The following is a 22,002-nucleotide window of genomic DNA, read 5'->3' as shown; positions in this document are numbered from 1 at the left end:
ATCATAAAATACTTAAACAGCAAATGTTGAATTGGGCTACCCGGTTCAACATTTGCTGTTTATTAGACAATAACGACTATCCTTCTGTCTATCATCAATACGAAGCCGTACTGGCAGCCGATGCCATAACAACCCTCGAAAAACCCGCCGGTAACGCATTTCCCGAACTACTGCAGTTTCATCATACTCAGCAAGACTGGATCTTCGGACACCTCGCGTACGACCTGAAAAATGAAGTCGTACCGTCCCTCCGTTCGCAAAACCACGATGGTATTGGGTTCCCGGATATGTTTTTCTTCCAGCCACGCATACTCATGCTCCTGGAAAAAAATCAAATCAGTATCGGTGCACCAGATTTGTCAAGGGAAGATGCGCTGGAAATTCTCCAAAATTGCCAGCAGCAGCCCGTTAACACGGCTGCCAACACTGCTGTAATTACGCAGCCTATCCAGGCCCGATTAAATCACGATCAATATATCGCCGCAGTAAAATCGCTCCAGCAGCATATCCTAAGAGGAGATTGCTATGAGGTTAACTTCTGCCGCGAAAATTATATTGAAGATGTTAACGTATACCCACCAGCGTTATACCAACGGTTGAATGCCCTGAACCCTGCACCATTTGCCGCTTTCTATCGTGTAAATGATAAATACATGGTATGCTCAAGCCCTGAAAGATTCATGCAGAAAAAAGGTAACCACGTCATCTCGCAACCAATCAAGGGTACCAGCAAAAAAGATCCTGACCCTACCAAAGATCAGGCCCTGAAAACCGCATTGTACAACAATTCCAAAGAAAGAGCCGAAAACGTTATGGTGGTAGATCTTGTGCGCAACGATCTCTCGCATGCTGCCATAAGGGGCTCCGTGAAAGTGGAAGAACTTTTCGGGATTTATTCTTTTGCACAAGTGCATCACATGATTTCTACCGTTGCCGCAGAACTCCCTGTTGATCAGCCTTTGACTGAAGTGCTGAAAACAACATTTCCTATGGGAAGTATGACAGGCGCGCCAAAAATCAGTGTCATGCAGCTGATAGAATCGCATGAAGCAACCCGACGTGGCCTATATTCAGGCGCAGTAGGGTTCATCACCCCCTCAGGTGATTTTGACTTTAATGTAGTAATCAGAAGTATACTTTATAACGAAACAGCGAAGTACTTATCCTTTCAAACTGGTTCCGCCATTACCTTTTACAGCGATCCAGAAAAGGAGTGGGAAGAATGCCTGCTGAAAGCAGCTGCCTTGCGAACCGTTATTAACGAGGCGGGAACAACTGCTCCATAGCCTTGTCTATAGTAGGGTAGGAGAACTGAAATCCTGTTTGCTGTATTTTTTCGGAAGAAACCCGCACACTTTTTAATATCTCCACACTCATCTCCCCTAATGCTATTTTTAAAATAGCAGCAGGTGCATATGCGGTCATGAAACTCTTGCCCTTGGCTGCTTTAGCCATACTCAGCACCAGCTCCTTATTCGTAACCGGATTAGGTGCCACTGCATTGTAAACGCCTTCGAGTTTATCGTTCACGATGGCGTTAAAGAAAAGGCGTACCAGATCATGAATATGTATCCAGCTGATATATTGATCGCCAGAGCCCATCACCGTGGCAAAGCCAAACTTTAATGGTTTATAAAATTCCTTCAAAGCACCACCATTCCTGCTTAATGCAATGCCTATACGAAAAATCACCAGTTTCTTATCAAGTGACTGAATTTCACTGATACTCTTTTCCCAAGCGTTAGTAGTAGTGCCGAGGTAATCAGTTGCTGCCGGGTCAGTTTCTGTGAAAATATGATCGGTATATTCTCCGTAGATGCCTGTAGCAGAAGCACTAATAATCTTCTTCACTTTATTGGGCGTAGACATTAAAGCCTTTACGAGTAGTTCACTACTTTGGGTGCGACTTTCAATAATTTCCTGTTTTCTGGATGCAGACCAGCGCTTATCAGCCACTGGAGCACCTGCCAGATGAACAATATAATCTGCCTGCTGCAATGCAGCGGTATCTATCTGTTGTGTGGATATGTTCCAACGAGCGTATTGTACCTGCTTATTTTCTCCCTGTTCTGGTGTTCGGGAGAGTACAATCACCCTGAAGCCTCTCTCCAGCAAAAGAGCCGTTAATGCGGTGCCTACCAGGCCGGTGCCACCGGTAATTAAAACGGTTTCCATGTAGAATAATCTGGTTTATAAAATAATTATCTAAATGTACACAATAAATCCAGGCTTTTGGTATTTAATGTAACGGGAAAAGCCCTACGGAATTGTGCACGGAAATTGCTATTCAATATTCTAAATTTTAATGTAAGTTTGAAATTAATGTGTGCAGACAGATTCCTGCATCATAACCAACAACTTTTGAAACTTAACTGAAGCATGCATACACTATACCGCATTCAACTGTTAATACTGATGCTTTTTGCTACTTCCACGGCAATAGCACAAAAGATTTCCTATTCAGAACCGGAGAAAGACGATTATAAAAACACCGAATTTGAAATTATTGGTAAAGTATCCGGTAATATTCTGGTGTATAAGTCTGACCGCGGTGATTATGCTGTTTCTGTGTATGATAATGGAATGGAGCTGAAACAACGCGTTAAGCTGGACTTCCTGCCAAAGAAAGTGATCAGCATGGATTTCGTTGCTTACCCGGATAGAGTGCTGATGATCTATCAGTTCCAGTATAAAGATGCAGTTTTTAGTTACTGCGCTACAATGAGCCCGGATGCCACTTTCGCTTCAGAGCCGCTCCTGATTGATTCTACCCGCATAGGTTATTATTCTAAAGAAAATAAAGTTTATTCTGTTGAAGTATCGGAAGATAAAAACCGTATCATGATCTATAAGATCAACCAGGATAAAGAAGATAATAACCTCTTCTATACTTTCCTTTATGATGCTAATATGCACCTCGTTAATAACAGCAAGGTGGCATTGCCAATGCAAACGAAGAAATTCTTCCTCAATAACTTCAACCTTACGAACGACGGCGATTTCATTTTTAATAAATTGGAAAGATCCAGTGGAAAGGATTATGTTATCAGTGGTAGTATGATCATGAAACATCCGCTGGTAGATAGTTTTGAAGTAACGCCATTGCAATTCAAATCACAATTGCTGGACGAAATCAAAATGAAGTTGGACAATCAGAAAGGTACCGCACTCGTGACAGCCTTTTTCTATAAGCAGAAAAGAGGTAACGTGGAGGGGCTGTACGTTTATAAGTATGATTTCAAGAACCAGAAGACCTTGTATGAAAAGTCAGTTGTATTTTCTAATGAGCTGAAGGCTGCCGCAAGAGGGGAGTCGAGTACTAACGCAGCTTTCAACGACTACTTTATCAGAAAGGTAATTAATACAGCAGATGGCGGCTTCCTGATGACAGCCGAATCTTTCTCTACCTCTTCCCGTTATCAGCCATGGAACCGCTGGAATTACATGTACGGTCCTTATGGTTATGGTGGATTCTCTCCTTATTACTACAATCCCTATTATTCTCCATGGTATTATAATCCTGGCTACTGGAATAATTCCCAGGGCCTGCGCTACCACTACGATAAAGTTATTGTTATGTCGTTCGATGACGAGGGTAACATGCAATGGAACAACTTCATCAACAAAAGCCAGTACGACGATAACGCCGATCTGTATCTGTCTTATATGATGGTGAATGTAGGCAGTGAACTGCGTTTCCTGTATAACGACCTCGACAGACGAAGCTATATCCTGATAGATAACAGCCTGGAACCAGGTGGAAAAGTAAACAGAATGCCTACACTGAGAAACCTGGATAAAGGATTTACCTTTATGCCGCGTTATGGTAAACAGATAAGTGCGAAGTCTGTACTCATACCATGTATCTACAGAAATTACATTTGCTTTGCTAAAATTGACTTTTAATCACACCTTTGCATTGTGATAAAATTTTTCCGTTCCGGCAATCCGCTTACGGTATTGCTGTTGTTGATCTACACGCTTGTTGTTAAGTTCTATTATCTGGTCCATCCTACCACTTACCTGGCAGATGGGTCAGAGGGCTTATTATATGGATTGCTGGTTAAATGGCTGCATGGCTTTGCGGGCGATAGTCCTTTCTTTTTTACGGCACTTGCCGTATTGATGTTGGTGATACAGTCGCTGTTATTCACAAAGATTGTGAATCATCATCGCTTGTTTGCCAAACCTACCTACCTGCCGGCCATGTGTTACCTGTTGTTTACTTCCATGTTGCACAGCTGGAACGTGTTCTCACCAGCAATCATCGTGAATTTGATGATGTTGTGGGTATTTTCAAGTATCACGGAGCTGTATACACGTACTTCGGCCAGGGATATTGTATTTAACATCGGATTTGCCATTGGACTCTGTGGGCTATTCTACTTCCCGGCAATTATTTTCTGTGTGCTATTGCTGGTAAGTATGCTGATCATGCGTGCATTCAGGCTGGCAGAATGGATTATAGCCTTGTTAGGGTTAATTTGTCCGATTTATTTGATGGGAACTTATCTGTTTCTCACCAACCAGACCACGCTAATGTGGAAAATTCCTAATATTGGCCTTTCCTTGCCGATGATTACGGATTATAAAGTTTGGGGAGCAATGGTAGCCTGCATCCTGTTTTTCGTGCTGGGATGGTTATTATTACAAAGACCATTAAAGAAAATGCTGATTCAGAGCAGAAAAATCTGGGCAGCGATGATCATATATGTACTGGTAGCCATGCTGGTACCGTTCTTTAATATTCATTTTTCGCCAGCTTATTGGGTATTGGCGGTTTTACCTATCTCCATGTTTGCCGGGAATGTTTTCTGGTGCATCCCAAGTGATGCATTTGCCAACATTGTACACCTGATAGCCTTCGCATATGTTATAATTATGCAATATTTTAGCTAAAATCGGGTTTTCAAGTCATTGATATTCAACAATTTCATTTTTCCGGATAAGCGGCAATGGAAAATTGCGAACGGCGAAGTAATTTTGTGCTTTCCTTGTAGATTTGTTGCAGGTGATTATGCTTGTAAAAATCATAGGAAATCAGATAATTAAAAGCATTTTTTACTACATAAACACAAAACATTTTCAGATGAAATTTGGTGTTGTCACCTTTCCGGGTTCTAATTGCGATCATGACATGATTGACTCTTTACGTAACGATTTGGGTCAGGAAGTTATAGAACTGTGGCATAAGGACAAAGATTTGAGCGCATTTACTACCGAAGATTGTATCGTATTACCAGGTGGTTTTTCTTATGGTGATTACCTGCGTTGTGGTGCAATTGCTCGTTTTAGTCCAATGATGCAGAGTGTGATCGAGTTTGCAAATAAAGGTGGCCGTGTGATTGGCGTATGCAATGGTTTTCAGATCCTGTGTGAAGCGGGCTTACTGCCAGGCGCTTTGCTGCAGAACCAGAACCAGCAGTTTGTTTGTAAGAACATTTTCCTGAAAAGCGAGAACAATACAGCCTCCCTGACGAAAGATGTAACAGGTCGTGCGTTGATGATTCCTATTGCTCATGGTGAAGGTCGCTATTATGCAGACGACGCAACCCTGGATGAGCTGGCTGCCAACAACCAGATCCTTTTCCGTTACTGCGATGAGTTTGGCAATGTTGTTGATACTGCTAACCCTAACGGCGCCATCCGTAATATCGCAGGTATCTGTAATAAAAACCGTAATGTGTTCGGAATGATGCCTCACCCTGAAAGAGCTACCAGCCTCGCTCTGGGTAATACAGATGGACAATTGATTTTCCAGAGTTTAATTAATAATAATTAATAATCAATCCACCAACCAATTAAAAAGCTAAGTATGAAGAAGTTATTAACCGCGCTGGCACTGTTTGCGCTGCCTATCCTGGCAAGTGCGCAGATAGAAAATCCAGTGAACTGGAAGTTCTCTTCCAAAAAAATAAATGAAACCACCTACGAGCTGCATATGACAGCTACCATCGATGCTGGCTGGCATTTATATGCACAGGAAGCAGGTGAAGGTCCTGTACCTACCAGCTTTAAAATCACTAAAAGCCCACTGGTAGTAGCACAAGGTAAAATCACTGAAGTAGGTAAACTGCACAAACAGTTCGATAAAAACTTCAACTCAGAACTTAAATACTACGAAGGCATGGTAGATTTCGTACAGAAAGTTACCGTTAAAAGCAAAGCTGCCGTAAAAGTGAAAGGTTCCGTAGAATATATGGTGTGCGATGATCACCAATGTCTGCCTCCAAAAGAAGTAGAATTTGCGATCTCTGTAGGAGGAAAATAAGTTGATCCTCTACACACATAAAAGACTTTTATCAAACGAGTTCCACATCACGGGAACTCGTTTGTTGTTTTCTTTACAAAGTATTATTTAAAGCCTATTGACTTTATGAAGCATCTGCTTTCATTACTTATACCCGTTTTCATGCTGTTTGCTGGGGTTGCCAACGCCCAGGACAGCACCAAACCTGTACAGTGGAAATTTACTGCTGAAAAGGTAAATGATCTGGAATACAATGTTCACCTGAAAGGAACCATCGAGAAAGGTGTTCAGCTCTATTCCACTACCATGGGAGATGACCAGGTTAATACCCGTGTTGTATTAGATAGCGCTATAAAAGGCACTATTACAGGTATTACTGAAGCTGGTAAACTGGAATCCAAAAAAGAACCATTGCTGGATAGCGATGTGAAATATTTCGAAAATGAAGTAGAGTTATTGGTGCATGTGAAACTGACTGCTCCTGCTGATAAGCTTGCAGGTAAAATAACCTACAACACTTTGAAGGGTGAGGAATTCGCTACGGAAGAAGTATCATTCAGCGTTCCAGTGGCTGCTACACCAGCTGCTGGTGCTGGCGACAAAGCTGCTGCCAGTGATGTTGCAGAAGATGATGCGTCCAACAAATCCCTCTGGTGGATATTCATCGCTAGCTTTGGCGGTGGTTTCATCGCGCTGATCACGCCTTGCGTGTTCTCCATGATTCCGATCACAGTGAGCTTCTTCACTAAAAGAAGTGGCACCAGAGCGGCTGGTATTAAGAATGCATTCGTTTATTCACTCTCTATCATTATCATCTATACATTCCTGGGCTTCCTGATTACCAAAATATTTGGTGCCAGCGCCCTGAATAGTCTGGCTAGTAATGGTATTGCGAATATGATATTCTTTGTCATCTTCCTCTTGTTTGCATTCTCTTTCCTGGGTGCATTCGAAATTTCGCTGCCTAGCTCCTGGGCAAACGTTTCTGATTCCAAAGCAGGGATGGGAAGCTTTGTAGGAATATTCTTCATGGCACTGACACTGGCGATCGTTTCCTTCTCCTGCACCGGTCCTATCCTGGGTAACCTCCTGGTATTGGCTGCAAAAGGTGGTAATGCTGGTCCGCTGGTAGGTATGTTTGGTTTCTCCTTAGCATTGGCGATTCCATTCTCCCTTTTTGCATTATTCCCAAGTCTGCTGAATAAAATCGGTAAATCCGGTGGCTGGCTGAACGCAGTGAAAGTGACCTTAGGTTTCCTCGAACTGGCGCTGGCGCTGAAATTCTTCTCTAACGTAGATATGGCTTACCATTGGAACCTGCTGGACAGAGAAATCTTCCTGGCACTGTGGATTGCGATATTTACCCTGTTAGGCCTGTACCTGATCGGAAAGCTGAAATTTAGCCATGATAGCGATGTGCCTTTCTTGACAGTAACACGTCTTTGCTTTGCTATTGTTACCTTCACTTTTGTAGTGTACATGGTACCAGGCATGTGGGGCGCTCCATTGAAAGGTATCAGCGGATTCCTGCCACACGAAGGTTCACAGGACTTTAACCTGAACCGTTCTCTGATCGATATCCAGGCTTCACTGGAAGGTGGCGCTGGCGGCGGTGGTGCTAAATCTGATGCCACAGCGATAAAACCTAAGAAACTGGTAGGTATTCTCCATTCTGAAATTCCTGGTGTAGAGAATGTTTTCTTCGATTATGATGAAGCTATTGCTGCGGCAAAAGCTGCTAATAAGCCATTGATGCTCGACTTCACAGGCCATACTTGCGTAAACTGCCGTAAGTTCGAGAAATCAGTACTTTCCAGTCCTAAAGTGATGAAAATCCTGCGCAACGATTTCGTAGTAGCTTCACTGTATACAGATGAAAAAACTTCGCTGCCAGATAATGAGAAATTCGTTTCTAAGTTCGATGGGACTAAGGTGACTAATGTTGGTCAGCGCAACCTGGACCTGGAAGCAACTCATTTCAACAGGAATTCACAACCATACTATATCCCTGTAGACCTGGATGGTAAACAACTGGTAAACAAAGGATATGGCTATGATCCTAAAGAAGATGTTGATGCGTTTGTGAAATATCTCGAAGATGCGAAAGCGGAATTTGAGAAACGCACAAAGAAATAAGGAATACAATCCGCAGATAAATAAAAAGGACGGCCAGATGGCCGTCCTTTTTATTTACTGAATTAATAACTATTTATATTCAAATCTTATCACTGCATCTGCGTCGATCTTCTCCTGCTCACGTGTTTGCAGATTTTTAATACTAACCATATTTTCCTGCAATTCAGACTCACCGATGATGGCAACATAAGGAATTGCTCTCTTATCTGCATATTTCATCTGCTTGTCCATCTTCGCATTCTGAGGATAGAGTTCAGCTGCAATACCGGCATTACGAAGGGATTGTACATGTTTGAAAGCCACGCGTGCATTTTCTTCGCCGAGGTTCAGGAACAGTACTTTTGTAGACTGGCCGGCAGTTTCAGGGAATAATTGTAATTCTTCCAGTACATCATAGATACGATCTACACCAAAAGAAACACCAACACCGGAAATGCCTTTTAAGCCAAACAGTCCGGTGAGGTCATCATAACGTCCGCCGCCACCAATGCTGCCCATTTTCACTGCTGCAGGAGCTTTAGCTTCTACGATCATACCGGTATAATAGTTCAGACCACGCGCCAACGTTACGTCAACGATAGGTGCGGTGTTGAAAGTCGCATAACCAGAATTGAGTACGAAAGAAAGTTCTTCTATACCCTTTTGTCCGGTAGGACTGTCTTTCAGCAATACTTTGAGCTTATCCAGTTTCTCTTCGCCGGTACCATCAATGGCCAGGAATTCTTCAATGATGGCGATATCATTGTCGGACAGGCCGCGGGTAGTTAATTCTTTGCGCACACCATCAATTCCGATTTTATCCAGTTTATCTATGGAGATGGTAATATCTGTTAAGAGTTCTGATTTGCCGATAACTTCAGCGAGGCCGCTGAGGATTTTACGGTTATTTACACGTAGTTCGTAACCTTGGAGGCCGAATTTAGTGAACACGGTGTCATAAATCAGCAGGAGTTCCACTTCATTCAGCAGAGAGTCGCTGCCTACAACATCTGCATCACATTGGTAGAATTCGCGGTAGCGGCCACGTTGCGGTTTATCTGCTCTCCATACAGGTTGCATCTGATAGCGTTTGAAGGGGAGGGCGAGATCATTATGATTCATGACCACGTAGCGTGCGAAAGGTATGGTAAGGTCGTAGCGGAGTGCTTTTTCACTTACAGCTGCCACTAGTTCGCGTGAATTGGTGGCTTTAGATGCATCGTCAAAAATTTCTCCGTTATTCAATATTTTGAACATCAGTTGATCTCCTTCTTCACCGTATTTACCAGTGAGGGTAGAGAGGTTCTCCATGGCAGGTGTTTCCAGTGGTTGGAAACCATAGAGTTCAAATACAGAACGAATGGTTTGGAATATATAGTTACGTTTTTTAACGACTACTGGTCCAAAGTCACGGGTTCCTTTTACTATAGTGGGTTTAATCATTTTCTGTATTAATAAGTTTGGTTACTGTTCATTATTTACAATTTTTTCGCAGGCTTCGTATATAAGATTATATACGGGAGCGAAGAGGGCATCATCATACCATGGATCTGGCACTTCTTTTTCATTCTCTAAAAGAAAATGGACTTTTTGGCGGTCAGCTTCATGTCGGGCCAGATGGATAACATTGTTAAAGTTACTGCGGTCCATGACATAAATCCGGTCGAATTGGTCGAAGTCTGCAACGGTGAATTGTTGTCCACGGTGGCTGGATATATCGATATTATGGCTTTTAGCGATACGGATGGAACGATGGTCGGGTTTGTCGCCTATGTGCCAGTTGCCGGTTCCTGCGGAGTCGATGGTCCAGTCGAGATGATGTTCGGCTGCCAGGTGACGCATGACGCCTTCCGCAAGGGGAGAACGACAGATGTTACCTAAACAGACCATTAAAATTTTCATGTTAAAATATATTGAAATCTGGCCGCAAACCTACAAGATATTATGGAAATCTGCACTGATTTGCATCTTATTAATAGTTGTTATCATAGAAACATGTGATAAGGAGCCATGGGGTAGCAGCGGATAGAAGAAGATGAGTTTTAAGGGATTAAATCCCGGCAAACCAGAAAATTAAGCATAGGCAAGAAATTTCACATTAAAAAATACAAATTGTTGAAAAAATGACTCAAATTGCCGCTGGCTGTGCGATTGAGGCTAAGTTTAGCAAGTTTTTTTAACAATCTTCTAAACTTTCATATACCTGATTAAAAAATATTTTTTTGTATAATTGTAAATCGCAATCAATATAATGCAGGACGAACAAAGAAATAGACGGATAGAAAATAAGTATAGACCGATAGGCGAGCTAATCAGAGGGTTGTTCTTTCTACTCTTTGGTCTATTCGCGATTTTTTCTGATAAATTAGGCTTTGAATTTACTTTGTCACCTAAGTGGCTGACCATATTTGGAATCGCATTATGTGTCTACGGCCTCTTTAGAGTTTTCAATGGAATGCGGAAACTATTTTTTAACAGGAAATAAGCGATAGGAGGTTTGTTATGAGATTTCTCAATGTAACTAAGACCATGGCTATATGCCTGGCGGCTGCTGCGACAATGTTTGCGGCATGTACTAATCCAAATGCTAAGAAGCTGGATACTCCGACGGAGGGAACGATAAAGATCAGTGTGGACGAGACGTATCAGCCGTTAATGGAGGCAGAAATAAAAGTTTTTCAGTCTTTATATCCTAAAGCACATATTATTGCGGAATATAAGCCTGAGGCAGAATGTTTTAAAGATCTTTTGAGTGATAGTGCAAGGCTTGTAATAGTGACAAGAGATTTCAACCAGCAGGAGAAGGATTATTTTCAGCAGATTAAAATAAAACCTCGTAGTATGCTGCTGGCTTGGGATGCGCTGGCGTTGATCGTTAACCACAGCAATCCCGATTCTATACTTACCATGGATCAGGTTAGAAAGGTCATGGATGGTACGGACGATGAAAGAAAATGGCAACTGGTGTTTGACAATGCCAACTCAAGCACGGTGCGTTATATCAAAGATTCTATCAATCAGGGCAAGGCATTACCAGCCAACGTAATGGCCGCCAAAACCAATCCTGAGGTAGTAGATTATGTTACAAAAAACAAGGATGCCATGGGAGTAATAGGTGTTAGCTGGATTTCAGATCCTAACGACTCTCTTTCTTTGGCTTTCAGAAATGATGTAACGGTATGTAAATTGCGTGCAGACGGATATTCGGAGTTTGTAAGGCCTTACCAGGCATTTATTGGGATTGGAAGTTATCCGTTGAAACGTGGTTTCTTTTACTGTCTGAAGGAGCCTTACAGTGGACTTGGCTCGGGGTTTGCAACTTTCCTCGGTAGTTATGAAGGTCAGCTGGTTATCAAGCAATTCAGACTTTTCCCGGCTCGTCTGAACGTAGTCTTCAGAGAAGCCAACCTAAAGTAGAAAACAACACAACTAAAAATTAAAAAATCAGATTGCAAATGAACAGACGGAAAAGTTTAATCGTAGCAATGCTGTGCGCTGCCTCTGGTAGTGCAATGGCTCAATCTGTAGATGATGGATTGAAAGACCTGTATTACGGAAAAAATCTGTCCGCAAAACAGAATTTTGAGAAAGTAATTGCTGCGAAGCCAACAGAAGACAAAGCCTATTATTACATGGGTATAGCGCAACTGGCCATGGGTGATCAGGCTGGTGCTGCTGCCACTTTCCAGAAAGGTTTGCAGGCTGTTCCAACCTCTGCTTTATTGCAGGTAGGTATGGGCCGTTTAGACCTGATCAAAGGTGATGCTGCTGCTGCAAAACAGAAATTCGATGCTGCCAGTGCTGCTACACAAGGCCGTGATGGAGATGTAGCTCGCGCTATTGCTGATGCAAGCACCGAAATCAAAGGTGGTGACCGTGCTTACGCACTGACTGTAATGGAAAAACTCCTGAACAACGAAGGTCGTAAGAAAAAAGAAGTATACACTGCAACTGCAGCCGATTATATCGAACTGGGTGATGCTTATCGTTACCTCGGTGGTGAAAATGGTGGTAAAGCTATCGGTGCTTATGATAAAGCCCTGGAAGTAGACCAGAACAACGCTGAGGCTGTGATGAAACAAGGTTTGGTTAACTATAATGCACACCTCAGACCAGAGGCTGTTGCTGACTGGACCAAAGCTACCAACATGGACCCTAACTACGCTCCTGCGTTTTATGAACTGTTCCTTTTCTATACTACTCCTAAGAAAGATCAGTTAGATTGGGATAGAGCTGCTGGTTACCTGGAGTCTTACATGAAAGTTGCTGACCCTGCAGATAAAACTAAACTGCAGTATCTGGATGCTTCTGTAGCCTTCTTCAAAAAAGACTACGACAAAGCAATCAGTAAAGGTCAGGCTGCTATTCCTGGTGCAGACGCTGCCACTGCTGATAAACTGAACCTCCTGGTAGGTGATGCTTATCTGCAGAAAGGTGATTCGCTGAATGCTAAAAAAGTAATGGACGAATACGTTGCTAAAGCGGGTTCCAACTTAGGTGTTCAGGATTACAAACTGTTGAATACTATCTACCTGCGTCTGAAATCTTCCGATTCAGCAACTCAGGCTGGTTATACTGAAAAAGGTCTTGAGTATCTGGAAAAATTTGCTTCCATGGATACTACCAAAGAGCCAGAAGCATACAATGCTGTTGCTGAAGCTTACAAATCTGCCAGGAAATTTGAAAAGGCAGGTGAGTGGTACCTGAAAGCAAATGATCTGCGCGTTGCTAACAAAGAAACGCTCCAGGCGATTGATTACTATCTGCCTGCTCAGATGTACTACTACTATGGCGCAACTGCAAAACCGCAGGATACCGTAGCACTGAATAAAGCAGATGAGCTGTATGGTAAAATGATCGAAGTAAAACCTGACTTCATTTTAGGTTACTACTACAGAGGTATGGCTAACTATGCTAAAGATCAGCAAGGTCAGTCTGGTATCGCTAAACCTTTCTTCGAGAAATACGTAGAAGTAGCAGGTGCCGATGCCGCTAAGAACAAAAACTACCTGACTAACGCTTATACTTATCTACTGCTGTACTACTACAACAAAGAAGATAAAGAAAACATGAATGCTTACATGGACAAACTGTTATCAGTGGATCCTACTAACGTAACTGTTAAAGAAATCAAGGCGAATATGTCTGCCCGCGAAAAACCAGCTGGTAAACCAGCAGGAAATGGCGCTAAAACCGCTGCAGGCAACAAATAATAATTGTTTTCCATAGGAAAAGAAAACCCTCTGAACTTCAGAGGGTTTTTTTGTTTCTGGTTAATGAAAAAATCTAATATTTTACTTGTTTATAGATTTGATTTTTGGTTTAGTTACAGTACTTTTGCGTATTCGGTCAATATTTTTATCGGGAAGCTTATGTATACAACTGAACTTTTGTCAGCATCAACGACACCCTTCAGCTATTTCCCTATTGTATTGCAATTACTTGCTGCTATAGGTTTTGTCGGAATTACGATGGTTGCTACCCACTTTCTGGGTCCAAAACGCAAAACTGAAGACAAGCTTATCAACTTCGAAAGTGGTATCGAGCAAAAAGGAAACGCCCGCCAGCCGGTAGCTATCAAGTATTTTCTTACCGCTATTCTCTTCGTGCTTTTTGATGTGGAAGTAATCTTTTTCTATCCCTATGCTGTTAACTTTAAAGAGTTGGGATGGGAAGGATTTATGGCTGTTTTGATGTTTGTAGGGTTCTTCCTCTGTGGATTTATCTACATCGTGAAGAAAGGTGCCTTGAAATGGGAAGACTAATCTTAAATCTTTAAAATTAATACCATGCCTCGTCCGGTTCAATATAATAATAAAGTGAAGGTGGTGGAAATCCCTGAGGGATATTCCGGTGAAGGATTTTATGCCACCAGTTTTGATAAGGCTATAGGCCTGGCCCGTAAGAACTCTATCTGGCCGCTGCCTTTTGCTACATCTTGCTGTGGAATTGAATTTATGGCTACCATGGCAGCTACCTACGATCTTGCCCGTTTTGGTGCAGAGCGTATGGCATTTACGCCACGTCAGTGCGACTTGCTGATGGTGATGGGTACTATTTCCAAGAAAATGGGTCCTATCGTACGTCAGGTATACCTGCAAATGGCAGAGCCACGCTGGGTAATGGCTGTAGGAGCCTGCGCTTCCAGTGGTGGTATCTTCGATACTTACTCCGTTCTCCAGGGAATTGACCAGGTTATTCCGGTAGATGTATACGTACCGGGTTGTCCTCCAAGACCAGAAGGTATTATCGACGGTTTCATGAAAATTCAGGAACTCGTTCATAATGAGAGTCTGCGTCGCCGTCATTCCGACAAATACCGTGAACTGATGGAATCATACGGTATCAAATAACTGAAGAACAGGTAAATCGTTAAACGTAAATCTAACATTGTTAATGTCTTTAACAAACGAACGCATACAGCAACGCCTCACGGAGAAGTTTGGGGATGTGGTCAGCGGTTTTGAAGAGCCGTATGGCATGCTCACCTTCACCGCGCAAAGAGATTTTAACCTGAAAATAATGCAATTCCTGTTTGAAGATGAGGAATTGCGTTTTCAGTTTTTGACGGATATCACTGCTGTACATTATCCCGAAAGGAAAAATGAAGAACTGGCAGTAGTTTACCATCTGCATAACTTCCAGGATAATATTCGCCTGAGAATGAAGGTATATGCACCGGTTTCCGCTCCTAAAGTATTCACCGCTTCCAAACTGTTTCTCTCTGCAAACTGGATGGAACGCGAAACATATGACTTTTTCGGGATCGACTTTGTAGGTCATCCTAACCTGAAACGTATCCTGAACGTAGACGAAATGACTTATTTCCCTATGCGTAAGGAATTCCCGCTCGAAGACTCCATGCGTACCGATAAAGACGATGAGATGTTTGGTCGCGGCGGTAACATTTAATACTACCAGGACATGCAAGACCAGAAACAACATATCAAACTGCCGGAAGGCTCGATAGAAAAAACAACACAAACACTGAACCTGGGTCCCACTCACCCTGCTACCCACGGCGTGTTTCAAAATATCCTGGAAATAGACGGTGAACGTATCGTTAGCGCTGAATCTACTGTTGGTTATATCCACCGTGCATTCGAGAAAATCGCTGAACGTCGCCCCTACTACCAGATCACTCCACTCACAGACCGCCTCAACTACTGCTCTTCTCCCATCAATAACATGGGCTGGCATCTGACCGTAGAAAAACTCCTTGGAATAGAAATCCCTAAAAGGGTGGATTACATGCGTGTAATCATCATGGAGTTGGCGCGTATTGCTGATCATCTTATCTGTAATTCTGTTATCGGGGTAGATACCGGTGCCCTCACCGGCTTCGTATACCTGATGACTTATCGTGAGCTGATCTACGAAATCTATGAAGAAATCTGTGGCTCCCGACTCACTACCAATATTGGCCGTGTGGGTGGCTTCGAAAGAAACTTCACACCTGCTGCCTGGGCTAAAATCGACCGTTTCCTGGAAGAATACCCTGCGGTACTGAAAGAATTTGAAACCTTACTTACCCGTAACCGTATCTTCATCGACCGTACTTCTGGTGTTGGTGGTATAGATGCACAGAGAGCCATGAGCTATGGCTTTACTGGCCCTAACCTCCGCGCTGCTGGTATCGATTACGATGTTCGTGTTGCGAATCCATATAGCTCTTACCAGGATTTCGATTTCAACATTCCAGTAGGTTCTACTGGTGATTGCTACGACCGTTACCTGGTACGCAATGCCGAAATGTGGGAAAGTCTTAGCATCATCCGTCAGGCGGTTGAGAAAATGAAAGGCTTGCCTGAAGATATTTACCATGCTGATGTTCCGGATTTCTATCTGCCTCCTAAACAGGACGTGTATACGAAAATGGAAGCGCTCATCTATCACTTTAAAATTGTGATGGGTGAAACAGATATTAAACCTGGAGAGGTTTACAATGCGGTTGAAGGTGCAAATGGAGAACTGGGCTTCTACCTGATCAGTGATGGTGGCCGTAGTCCTTACCGTCTGCATTTCCGTCGTCCATGCTTCATCTATTATCAGGCCTATGCCGAATTGGTACAGGGTGCAATGCTCAGTGATGCAATCATCTGTATGAGTTCTCTGAACCTGATTGCAGGAGAGCTGGATGCATAATAATTCTAAGATTAAAGCTGATTAAAATAATGGCTGTGGTTCAATTTTCTGAAGAGAAACTGAATAAAGTAAAAGAAATCATCGCACGTTATCCGGAAGGAAAACAGAAAAGTGCGCTGATCCCGGTGCTGCATCTGGCACAGGAATCATTTGGCGGTTGGTTGAGTGCAGAAACGATGGACTATGTGGCTGAATTGCTCCAACTGAAGTCAATTGAGGTGTATGAAGTAGCAACATTCTACAGCATGTTCAACCTGAAACCTGTAGGGAAATATCTGTTTGAAGTATGTCAGACAGGTCCTTGCATGGTTAGTGGTTCTGACAATATTATTGATTACATCAAAAGTAAACTGGGTATAGAGGTGGGTGAAACTACCGCTGATGGAATGTTTACACTGAAAACAGTTGAATGTCTGGGTGCATGTGGTTATGCGCCTATGATGCAGCTGGGTAAACATTACCGTGAGCATCTTACACCAGCGAAGGTTGATGAAATCATTGCTGAATGCAGATCTAAGGCTAACTAATTCTGTAAAACGAATCTTATGCGGTTATCAGGAATGTTATACGAGCAAAGAAAAAGCATTGTTGAAGCTATATTGCTACTGGGTTTAATCACAGTGCTGTGGCGTATCGATGATGTGTATGTTTCACTCGTATGCGGCATATGTTCCGGCATCCTGTTTTACCGGCTTGGTGATCGTATTGCAAAAAAAGGGGTTAGCAAGGCTTAAGGTCAAACAACTTTACATCACAAATCTGTTGATGACGCTTTCAAACAAGATCATGTCATCATACTATAAGGAAGAAAATGGGACGCAAATTACTGTTAGAAAACGCACATATTGAAGGTATCCGGTATTACGACACCTACCGGAAAAATGGCGGTTATGCGGCAGCTGAAAAGGCGCTTAAAACAATGGGCCCTGAAGCTGTACTGGAAGAGGTGAAGAAGAGTGGCCTCCGTGGCCGTGGTGGAGCGGGCTTCCCTACCGGCATGAAATGGAGTTTTATTGCAAAACCTGAAGGCGTTCCCCGTTACCTCGTTTGCAATGCCGATGAGTCTGAGCCAGGTACTTTCAAAGACCGCTACCTCATGGAGTTTATACCTCATCTGCTGATCGAAGGATTACTCATTTCCAGTTTCACATTAGGTGCAAATGCTTGCTATATCTACATCCGTGGCGAATATGCCTGGATTCCAGATATCCTCGAGCAGGCAATTGCTGAAGCAAAAAATAATGGTTGGTTAGGTAAAAACATTCAAGGTACTGGTTTCGACCTGGAGATATATGTACAACGCGGTGCGGGTGCTTATATCTGTGGTGAGGAAACAGCCTTGATCGAATCACTTGAAGGTAAACGTGGTAACCCACGCATCAAACCTCCATTCCCTGCGGTAAAAGGCCTGTGGCAGTGCCCTACCGTAGTTAATAACGTAGAAACACTGGCTGCTGTAGTACCTATCATCAACTACGGCGCTGACGCATATATTGGACTGGGTACTGGTAAATCTACCGGTACTAAACTCATTTCTGCCTGTGGTAATATTAACAAACCAGGGGTATATGAAATTGAGATGAATATCTCTGTAGAAGAATTCATCTTCTCTGATGAATACTGCGGTGGTATTAAGAATGGCAAACGCCTGAAAGCATGTATCCCTGGTGGATCATCTGTTCCGGTATTGCCGGCTAATCTTTTGCTCAATACAGCAAAAGGTGAAAAGCGTATGATGACTTACGAAGGCTTGGCTGAAGGTGGTTTTGCAACTGGTTCTATGCTGGGTTCTGGAGGTTTTATCGTAATGGATGAAGACCAGTGTATCGTACGTAATACTTTGACTTTTGCACGTTTCTACCACCACGAAAGCTGCGGACAGTGTAGCCCTTGCCGTGAAGGTACCGGATGGATGGAGAAAGTGTTGAAAAATATTGAATACGGTAAAGGTAAGATGAGTGACATCGAATTACTCTGGGATATCCAGCGTAAAATCGAAGGTAATACCATCTGCCCACTCGGCGACGCCGCAGCATGGCCGGTAGCAGCAGCTATCCGTCACTTCCGCGACGAGTTCGAATGGCATATCAAAAATCCGGAAGAAGCACAACGCCGCAACTTCGGTTTGGCTCACTACGCTGACCCACTGCCAGTTCCAGCTGCTGTGTAATTTTTTTGCTCGCAAAGCAGCATAAGCAGCAGAGCAGCAAAGAATTGACGAAATAGATTATTTTCAGAATTTGTTGACCCACCATAAATTTTATCCATGTCTGAAAATGAAATCTCGAAAGAGGTAGTAGATCTTTGTTTTTATTTGCACCAAAAGTACGGTCCGGGATTGTTTGAATCTGTCTATCAGCAGTTACTCGCATATGAATTACGTAAAAAAGATTTTCATGTGCAGGAGCAAGCTGAAATAGATATTGAACATGAAGGAATTATTATTCCAAAGGCCTTTAGAGCAGATATAATTATCAATCATAAGGTGATTATTGAGCTCAAATCAATAAAACAATTGGAAGACGTACACTATAAGCAGCTTTATACTTATCTGAAGCTTACCGAAATGAAACTTGGTCTTTTGATCAACTTTAATGTAAAGCTTATCAAAGATGGTATTCATCGTGTTGTTTATAATATTTAGGTGGAACGACATTTATTAAACAAAACAAAATCCTTTGCTGCTCTGCTGCTTATGCTGCTTTGCGAGCAAAGAAAGAAAAATAAAAAGCCCGCTTGCGGGCAACAAACTGAAAACAATGGCGGAGGAAAAAAAATTATTCAAGGTTAAGATCGATAACATCTCCGTGGAGGTCGAACCTGGTACAACCATATTGAACGCAGCGCGTGGTATTGGAGGAGATGTGGTGCCACCAGCTATGTGTTATTATTCAAAACTCGAGGGTAGTGGCGGTAAATGCCGTACCTGCCTGGTGAAAGTAACCAAAGGATCTGAAGCTGATCCTCGTCCTATGCCTAAGCTGGTAGCCAGCTGCCGTACTACAGTTATGGACGGTATGGAAGTAGCAAATATCACTTCCCCTGAAGTATTGGAAGCACGTAAAGGTATTGTGGAATTCCTGCTGATTAATCACCCGCTGGATTGCCCTGTTTGTGATCAGGCTGGTGAGTGCGACCTTCAGGACCTGAGCTATGAGCACGGTGCTGAATCTACCCGTTACGAATTCAAACGCAGAACATTTGAAAAAATTGATCTCGGTGAGCATATCCAATTGCATATGACCCGTTGTATCCTCTGTTACCGTTGCGTATTCACAGCTGATCAGCTGACAGAAAAACGTGAACACGGTATACTCGACAGAGGCGACCATTCACAGATCAGTACTTATATTCAACAAAACCTGGACAATAACTTTATCGGTAACGTTATTGATGTTTGTCCGGTAGGCGCCCTCACAGATAAAACTGCGCGTTTCAAAAACCGTGTATGGTTCCTGAAACCAGTGAATGCACACCGCCATTGTGAAGATCCAAAATGCTGTGGCAAAACCGTTCTCTGGATGCGTGGTGATGAAATCTTCCGCGTAACTGCCCGTAAAGATCAATACGGAGAAGTAGAAGAGTGGATCTGTGATACCTGCCGATTCGACAAAAAAGATGTGAAAGACTGGACTATTGAAGGTGCTCGTAAAATCGATCGTCATAGCATTATTTCCCAGGGCCATTATGTAAATACTGTAAAACCGAAAGATCCACTGGTAGAAGTACTGGACGGCCGTCAGCCAAAACTGGTGTTCGATATCCATACCACCAGTCAGGTAAACAGGCCACAGATCGATCTGTCTAAGATCGACGGACCTGCTCATTCGGACGATTTTGATAAGAAATAATCGTAACTCGCAATTCGTAATTCGTAATAGTATTTGGTAATGACGTTATTAAACATAGACTGGTTTTTTATTCTGGAGAAAATAGTGCTGATTTCAGCAGTATTGGTACTCTCACTGGTAGTAGCCATGTACTCTACCTGGGGTGAAAGAAAGGTTGCTGCCTGGATCCAGGACCGTTTTGGTCCTAACCGTGCAGGTTTCATGGGATTACTCCAGCCGTTGGCAGATGGTGGTAAACTCTTCTTTAAAGAAGAAATTATTCCTACCAACTCCAACAAATTCCTCTTCATACTTGGGCCATCCATCGCGATGGTGGTAGCTTGTATGACCAGCGCTGTTATTCCCTGGGGTGATACCCTGACCATTGCAGGTCGCGAAGTATCCTTACAGGTGGCGGATGTAAACATCGGTATCCTCTTCATCTTTGCGGTGGTTGGGATGGGTGTTTATGGTATTATGATCGGTGGTTGGGCTTCCAACAATAAATATTCCCTGCTGGCATCCGTTCGTGCTGCTTCCCAGATCATCTCTTATGAGTTGCCTATGGGACTGGCATTGATCGCATTGTTGATGTGGACAGGTACATTGAGCCTGAAAGATATCGTTGAACAGCAACGTCATGGATTATGGAACGTGGTTTATCAGCCACTGGGCTTCCTGCTCTTCCTGATTTGTGCATTTGCAGAATGTAACCGTGCTCCTTTTGACCTTCCAGAAGCGGAGAATGAGCTCAATGGTGGTTATCACCTGGAGTATTCTTCTATGAAGCTTGGTTTCTTCCTGTTTGCGGAGTATATCAATATGTTCATCAGCTCTGCGTTAATGGCTACCATGTACTTTGGTGGTTATGCATTCCCTGGAATGGATAGCCTGGGTGTTTCACCTAACCTGCTGACCATCCTCGGATTCCTGGCGCTGTTTATTAAGATCCTGATCTTTATCTTCTTCTTTATGTGGGTACGTTGGACGTTACCACGTTTCAGATATGATCAGCTGATGCGCCTGGGTTGGAGAGTACTGATTCCGCTGGCATTGTTTAATATGCTGGCTACAGGAGCGGCAGTTTTATACTTACATCGTTAATTGAGAATTATTCCTGCCATGTAACAGTGGCAGGACCAAAATAAGCATTGATTATGCAAACTTTAACTAATAGGGCAAAACCGGTTGATCGTAGGCCGATGTCTTTTATGGAAAAGCTCTACCTCCCTGCGATAGCAAAGGGTATGGGTATTACCATGAAGCACCTTTTCAAGCGTAAAGCTACCATCCCTTTCCCTGATAGAAAACGTGAGTTCAGTCCTGTTTTCCGTGGATTACACGTATTAAACAGAGATGAGGAAGGACGTGAAAGATGTACTGCCTGCGGACTTTGCGCGGTTGCCTGTCCTGCTGAAGCCATTACCATGGAAGCAGCAGAAAGAAAACCGGGAGAAGAGCATCTGTATCGTGAAGAGAAATATGCTGCACGTTATGAAATTAACATGCTGCGTTGCATTTTCTGTGGATTCTGTGAAGAGGCTTGTCCGAAAGATGCTGTGTATATGTCAGAAACATTTCCTCCTACCGCTTACCAGCGTAAAACATTTATCTATGGAAAAGAGGATCTGCTGATTCCTAATCCAAAGACGGGTAAATAAT

Annotated in this window: 21 protein-coding genes; 18 read left to right on the top strand and 3 right to left on the bottom strand. The window is 43.0% G+C overall.

Translation table 11 applies throughout. The features are described 5' to 3' along the window. The first annotated feature begins 23 nt into the window (after positions 1–23). Complete coding sequence (locus ACE38W_RS08130) at positions 24–1,286, top strand: anthranilate synthase component I family protein (RefSeq protein ID WP_375829958.1); 1,263 nt, start codon at positions 24–26, stop codon at positions 1,284–1,286. Here ACE38W_RS08130 and ACE38W_RS08125 read toward each other — a convergent pair. Then, entirely contained in the window at positions 1,258–2,175 is a 918-nt protein-coding gene (locus tag ACE38W_RS08125) for a TIGR01777 family oxidoreductase (RefSeq protein WP_375829956.1), read from the bottom strand. The two genes, ACE38W_RS08130 and ACE38W_RS08125, sit on opposite strands and share 29 nt — an antisense overlap. Before the next feature lie 204 nt (positions 2,176–2,379). Between ACE38W_RS08125 and ACE38W_RS08120 the strand changes: the two genes are divergently transcribed. The 5 genes from ACE38W_RS08120 (at position 2,380) to ACE38W_RS08100 (ending at position 8,386) form a co-directional block, all read left to right on the top strand. Further along, complete coding sequence (locus ACE38W_RS08120) at positions 2,380–3,906, top strand: hypothetical protein (RefSeq protein WP_375829954.1); 1,527 nt, start codon at positions 2,380–2,382, stop codon at positions 3,904–3,906. 15 nt (positions 3,907–3,921) lie between these two features. After that, on the top strand, positions 3,922–4,899 hold the full coding sequence (locus ACE38W_RS08115) for a hypothetical protein (RefSeq protein WP_375829952.1): 978 nt from the start codon (positions 3,922–3,924) through the stop codon (positions 4,897–4,899). 190 nt (positions 4,900–5,089) lie between these two features. Next, on the top strand, positions 5,090–5,782 hold the full coding sequence (gene purQ, locus ACE38W_RS08110; protein WP_375829951.1) for a phosphoribosylformylglycinamidine synthase subunit PurQ: 693 nt from the start codon (positions 5,090–5,092) through the stop codon (positions 5,780–5,782). A gap of 33 nt (positions 5,783–5,815) precedes the next feature. After that, positions 5,816–6,271, top strand: coding sequence for a protein-disulfide reductase DsbD domain-containing protein (locus tag ACE38W_RS08105; RefSeq protein WP_375829950.1), 456 nt, complete (start codon positions 5,816–5,818; stop codon positions 6,269–6,271). Between the two features lie 105 nt (positions 6,272–6,376). After that, positions 6,377–8,386 (top strand): protein-disulfide reductase DsbD family protein, encoded by a 2,010-nt coding sequence (locus tag ACE38W_RS08100; RefSeq protein ID WP_375829948.1) that lies wholly within the window; start codon positions 6,377–6,379, stop codon positions 8,384–8,386. A gap of 69 nt (positions 8,387–8,455) precedes the next feature. On the opposite strand, the gene hisS is transcribed toward ACE38W_RS08100, so the two are convergent. Both hisS and ACE38W_RS08090 read right to left on the bottom strand, forming a co-directional pair. After that, on the bottom strand, positions 8,456–9,808 hold the full coding sequence (gene hisS / locus ACE38W_RS08095; RefSeq protein WP_375829946.1) for a histidine--tRNA ligase: 1,353 nt from the start codon (positions 9,806–9,808) through the stop codon (positions 8,456–8,458). 21 nt (positions 9,809–9,829) lie between these two features. Further along, complete coding sequence (locus tag ACE38W_RS08090; RefSeq protein WP_375829944.1) at positions 9,830–10,267, bottom strand: low molecular weight protein-tyrosine-phosphatase; 438 nt, start codon at positions 10,265–10,267, stop codon at positions 9,830–9,832. 600 nt (positions 10,268–10,867) lie between these two features. Here ACE38W_RS08090 and ACE38W_RS08085 point away from each other — a divergent pair. The 12 genes from ACE38W_RS08085 (at position 10,868) to nuoI (ending at position 22,001) form a co-directional block, all read left to right on the top strand. Next, the gene (locus ACE38W_RS08085) at positions 10,868–11,782 is read left to right on the top strand and encodes a substrate-binding domain-containing protein (protein ID WP_375829943.1); all 915 of its coding nucleotides are present in this window, start codon (positions 10,868–10,870) and stop codon (positions 11,780–11,782) included. A 38-nt stretch (positions 11,783–11,820) separates the two neighbouring features. After that, positions 11,821–13,578, top strand: a complete 1,758-nt coding sequence (locus ACE38W_RS08080; RefSeq protein ID WP_375829941.1) for a hypothetical protein — start codon at positions 11,821–11,823, stop codon at positions 13,576–13,578. Between the two features lie 159 nt (positions 13,579–13,737). After that, positions 13,738–14,130: an NADH-quinone oxidoreductase subunit A gene (locus ACE38W_RS08075; RefSeq protein WP_375829939.1), complete on the top strand. Its 393-nt coding sequence runs from the start codon at positions 13,738–13,740 to the stop codon at positions 14,128–14,130. Positions 14,131–14,154: 24 nt separating this feature from the next. Next, positions 14,155–14,718, top strand: a complete 564-nt coding sequence (locus ACE38W_RS08070) for an NADH-quinone oxidoreductase subunit B (RefSeq protein ID WP_375829938.1) — start codon at positions 14,155–14,157, stop codon at positions 14,716–14,718. A 43-nt stretch (positions 14,719–14,761) separates the two neighbouring features. Continuing rightward, on the top strand, positions 14,762–15,277 hold the full coding sequence (locus ACE38W_RS08065; RefSeq protein WP_375829937.1) for an NADH-quinone oxidoreductase subunit C: 516 nt from the start codon (positions 14,762–14,764) through the stop codon (positions 15,275–15,277). A gap of 12 nt (positions 15,278–15,289) precedes the next feature. After that, positions 15,290–16,510: an NADH-quinone oxidoreductase subunit D gene (locus tag ACE38W_RS08060; RefSeq protein WP_375829936.1), complete on the top strand. Its 1,221-nt coding sequence runs from the start codon at positions 15,290–15,292 to the stop codon at positions 16,508–16,510. Between the two features lie 29 nt (positions 16,511–16,539). After that, positions 16,540–17,037 carry an NADH-quinone oxidoreductase subunit NuoE gene (gene nuoE, locus ACE38W_RS08055; protein WP_375829934.1) on the top strand — a complete coding sequence of 166 codons (498 nt, stop codon included), beginning with the start codon at positions 16,540–16,542 and terminating at the stop codon, positions 17,035–17,037. Between the two features lie 284 nt (positions 17,038–17,321). Then, positions 17,322–18,680 carry an NADH-quinone oxidoreductase subunit NuoF gene (gene nuoF / locus ACE38W_RS08050; RefSeq protein ID WP_375829933.1) on the top strand — a complete coding sequence of 453 codons (1,359 nt, stop codon included), beginning with the start codon at positions 17,322–17,324 and terminating at the stop codon, positions 18,678–18,680. Positions 18,681–18,776: 96 nt separating this feature from the next. After that, complete coding sequence (locus ACE38W_RS08045) at positions 18,777–19,154, top strand: GxxExxY protein (RefSeq protein WP_375829931.1); 378 nt, start codon at positions 18,777–18,779, stop codon at positions 19,152–19,154. A 115-nt stretch (positions 19,155–19,269) separates the two neighbouring features. Beyond that, positions 19,270–20,361: a 2Fe-2S iron-sulfur cluster-binding protein gene (locus tag ACE38W_RS08040; protein ID WP_375829929.1), complete on the top strand. Its 1,092-nt coding sequence runs from the start codon at positions 19,270–19,272 to the stop codon at positions 20,359–20,361. 39 nt (positions 20,362–20,400) lie between these two features. Further along, positions 20,401–21,444, top strand: a complete 1,044-nt coding sequence (nuoH, locus tag ACE38W_RS08035; RefSeq protein ID WP_375829928.1) for an NADH-quinone oxidoreductase subunit NuoH — start codon at positions 20,401–20,403, stop codon at positions 21,442–21,444. 107 nt (positions 21,445–21,551) lie between these two features. Next, positions 21,552–22,001: an NADH-quinone oxidoreductase subunit NuoI gene (gene nuoI, locus ACE38W_RS08030; RefSeq protein WP_375829926.1), complete on the top strand. Its 450-nt coding sequence runs from the start codon at positions 21,552–21,554 to the stop codon at positions 21,999–22,001. Position 22,002 lies beyond the last annotated feature (1 nt).

This window comes from Chitinophaga sp. Hz27, assembly GCF_042263525.1.
In the GTDB taxonomy this organism is placed as follows: Bacteria; Bacteroidota; Bacteroidia; order Chitinophagales; family Chitinophagaceae; genus Chitinophaga.
This window is presented reverse-complemented; position numbering and strand designations above follow the sequence as displayed.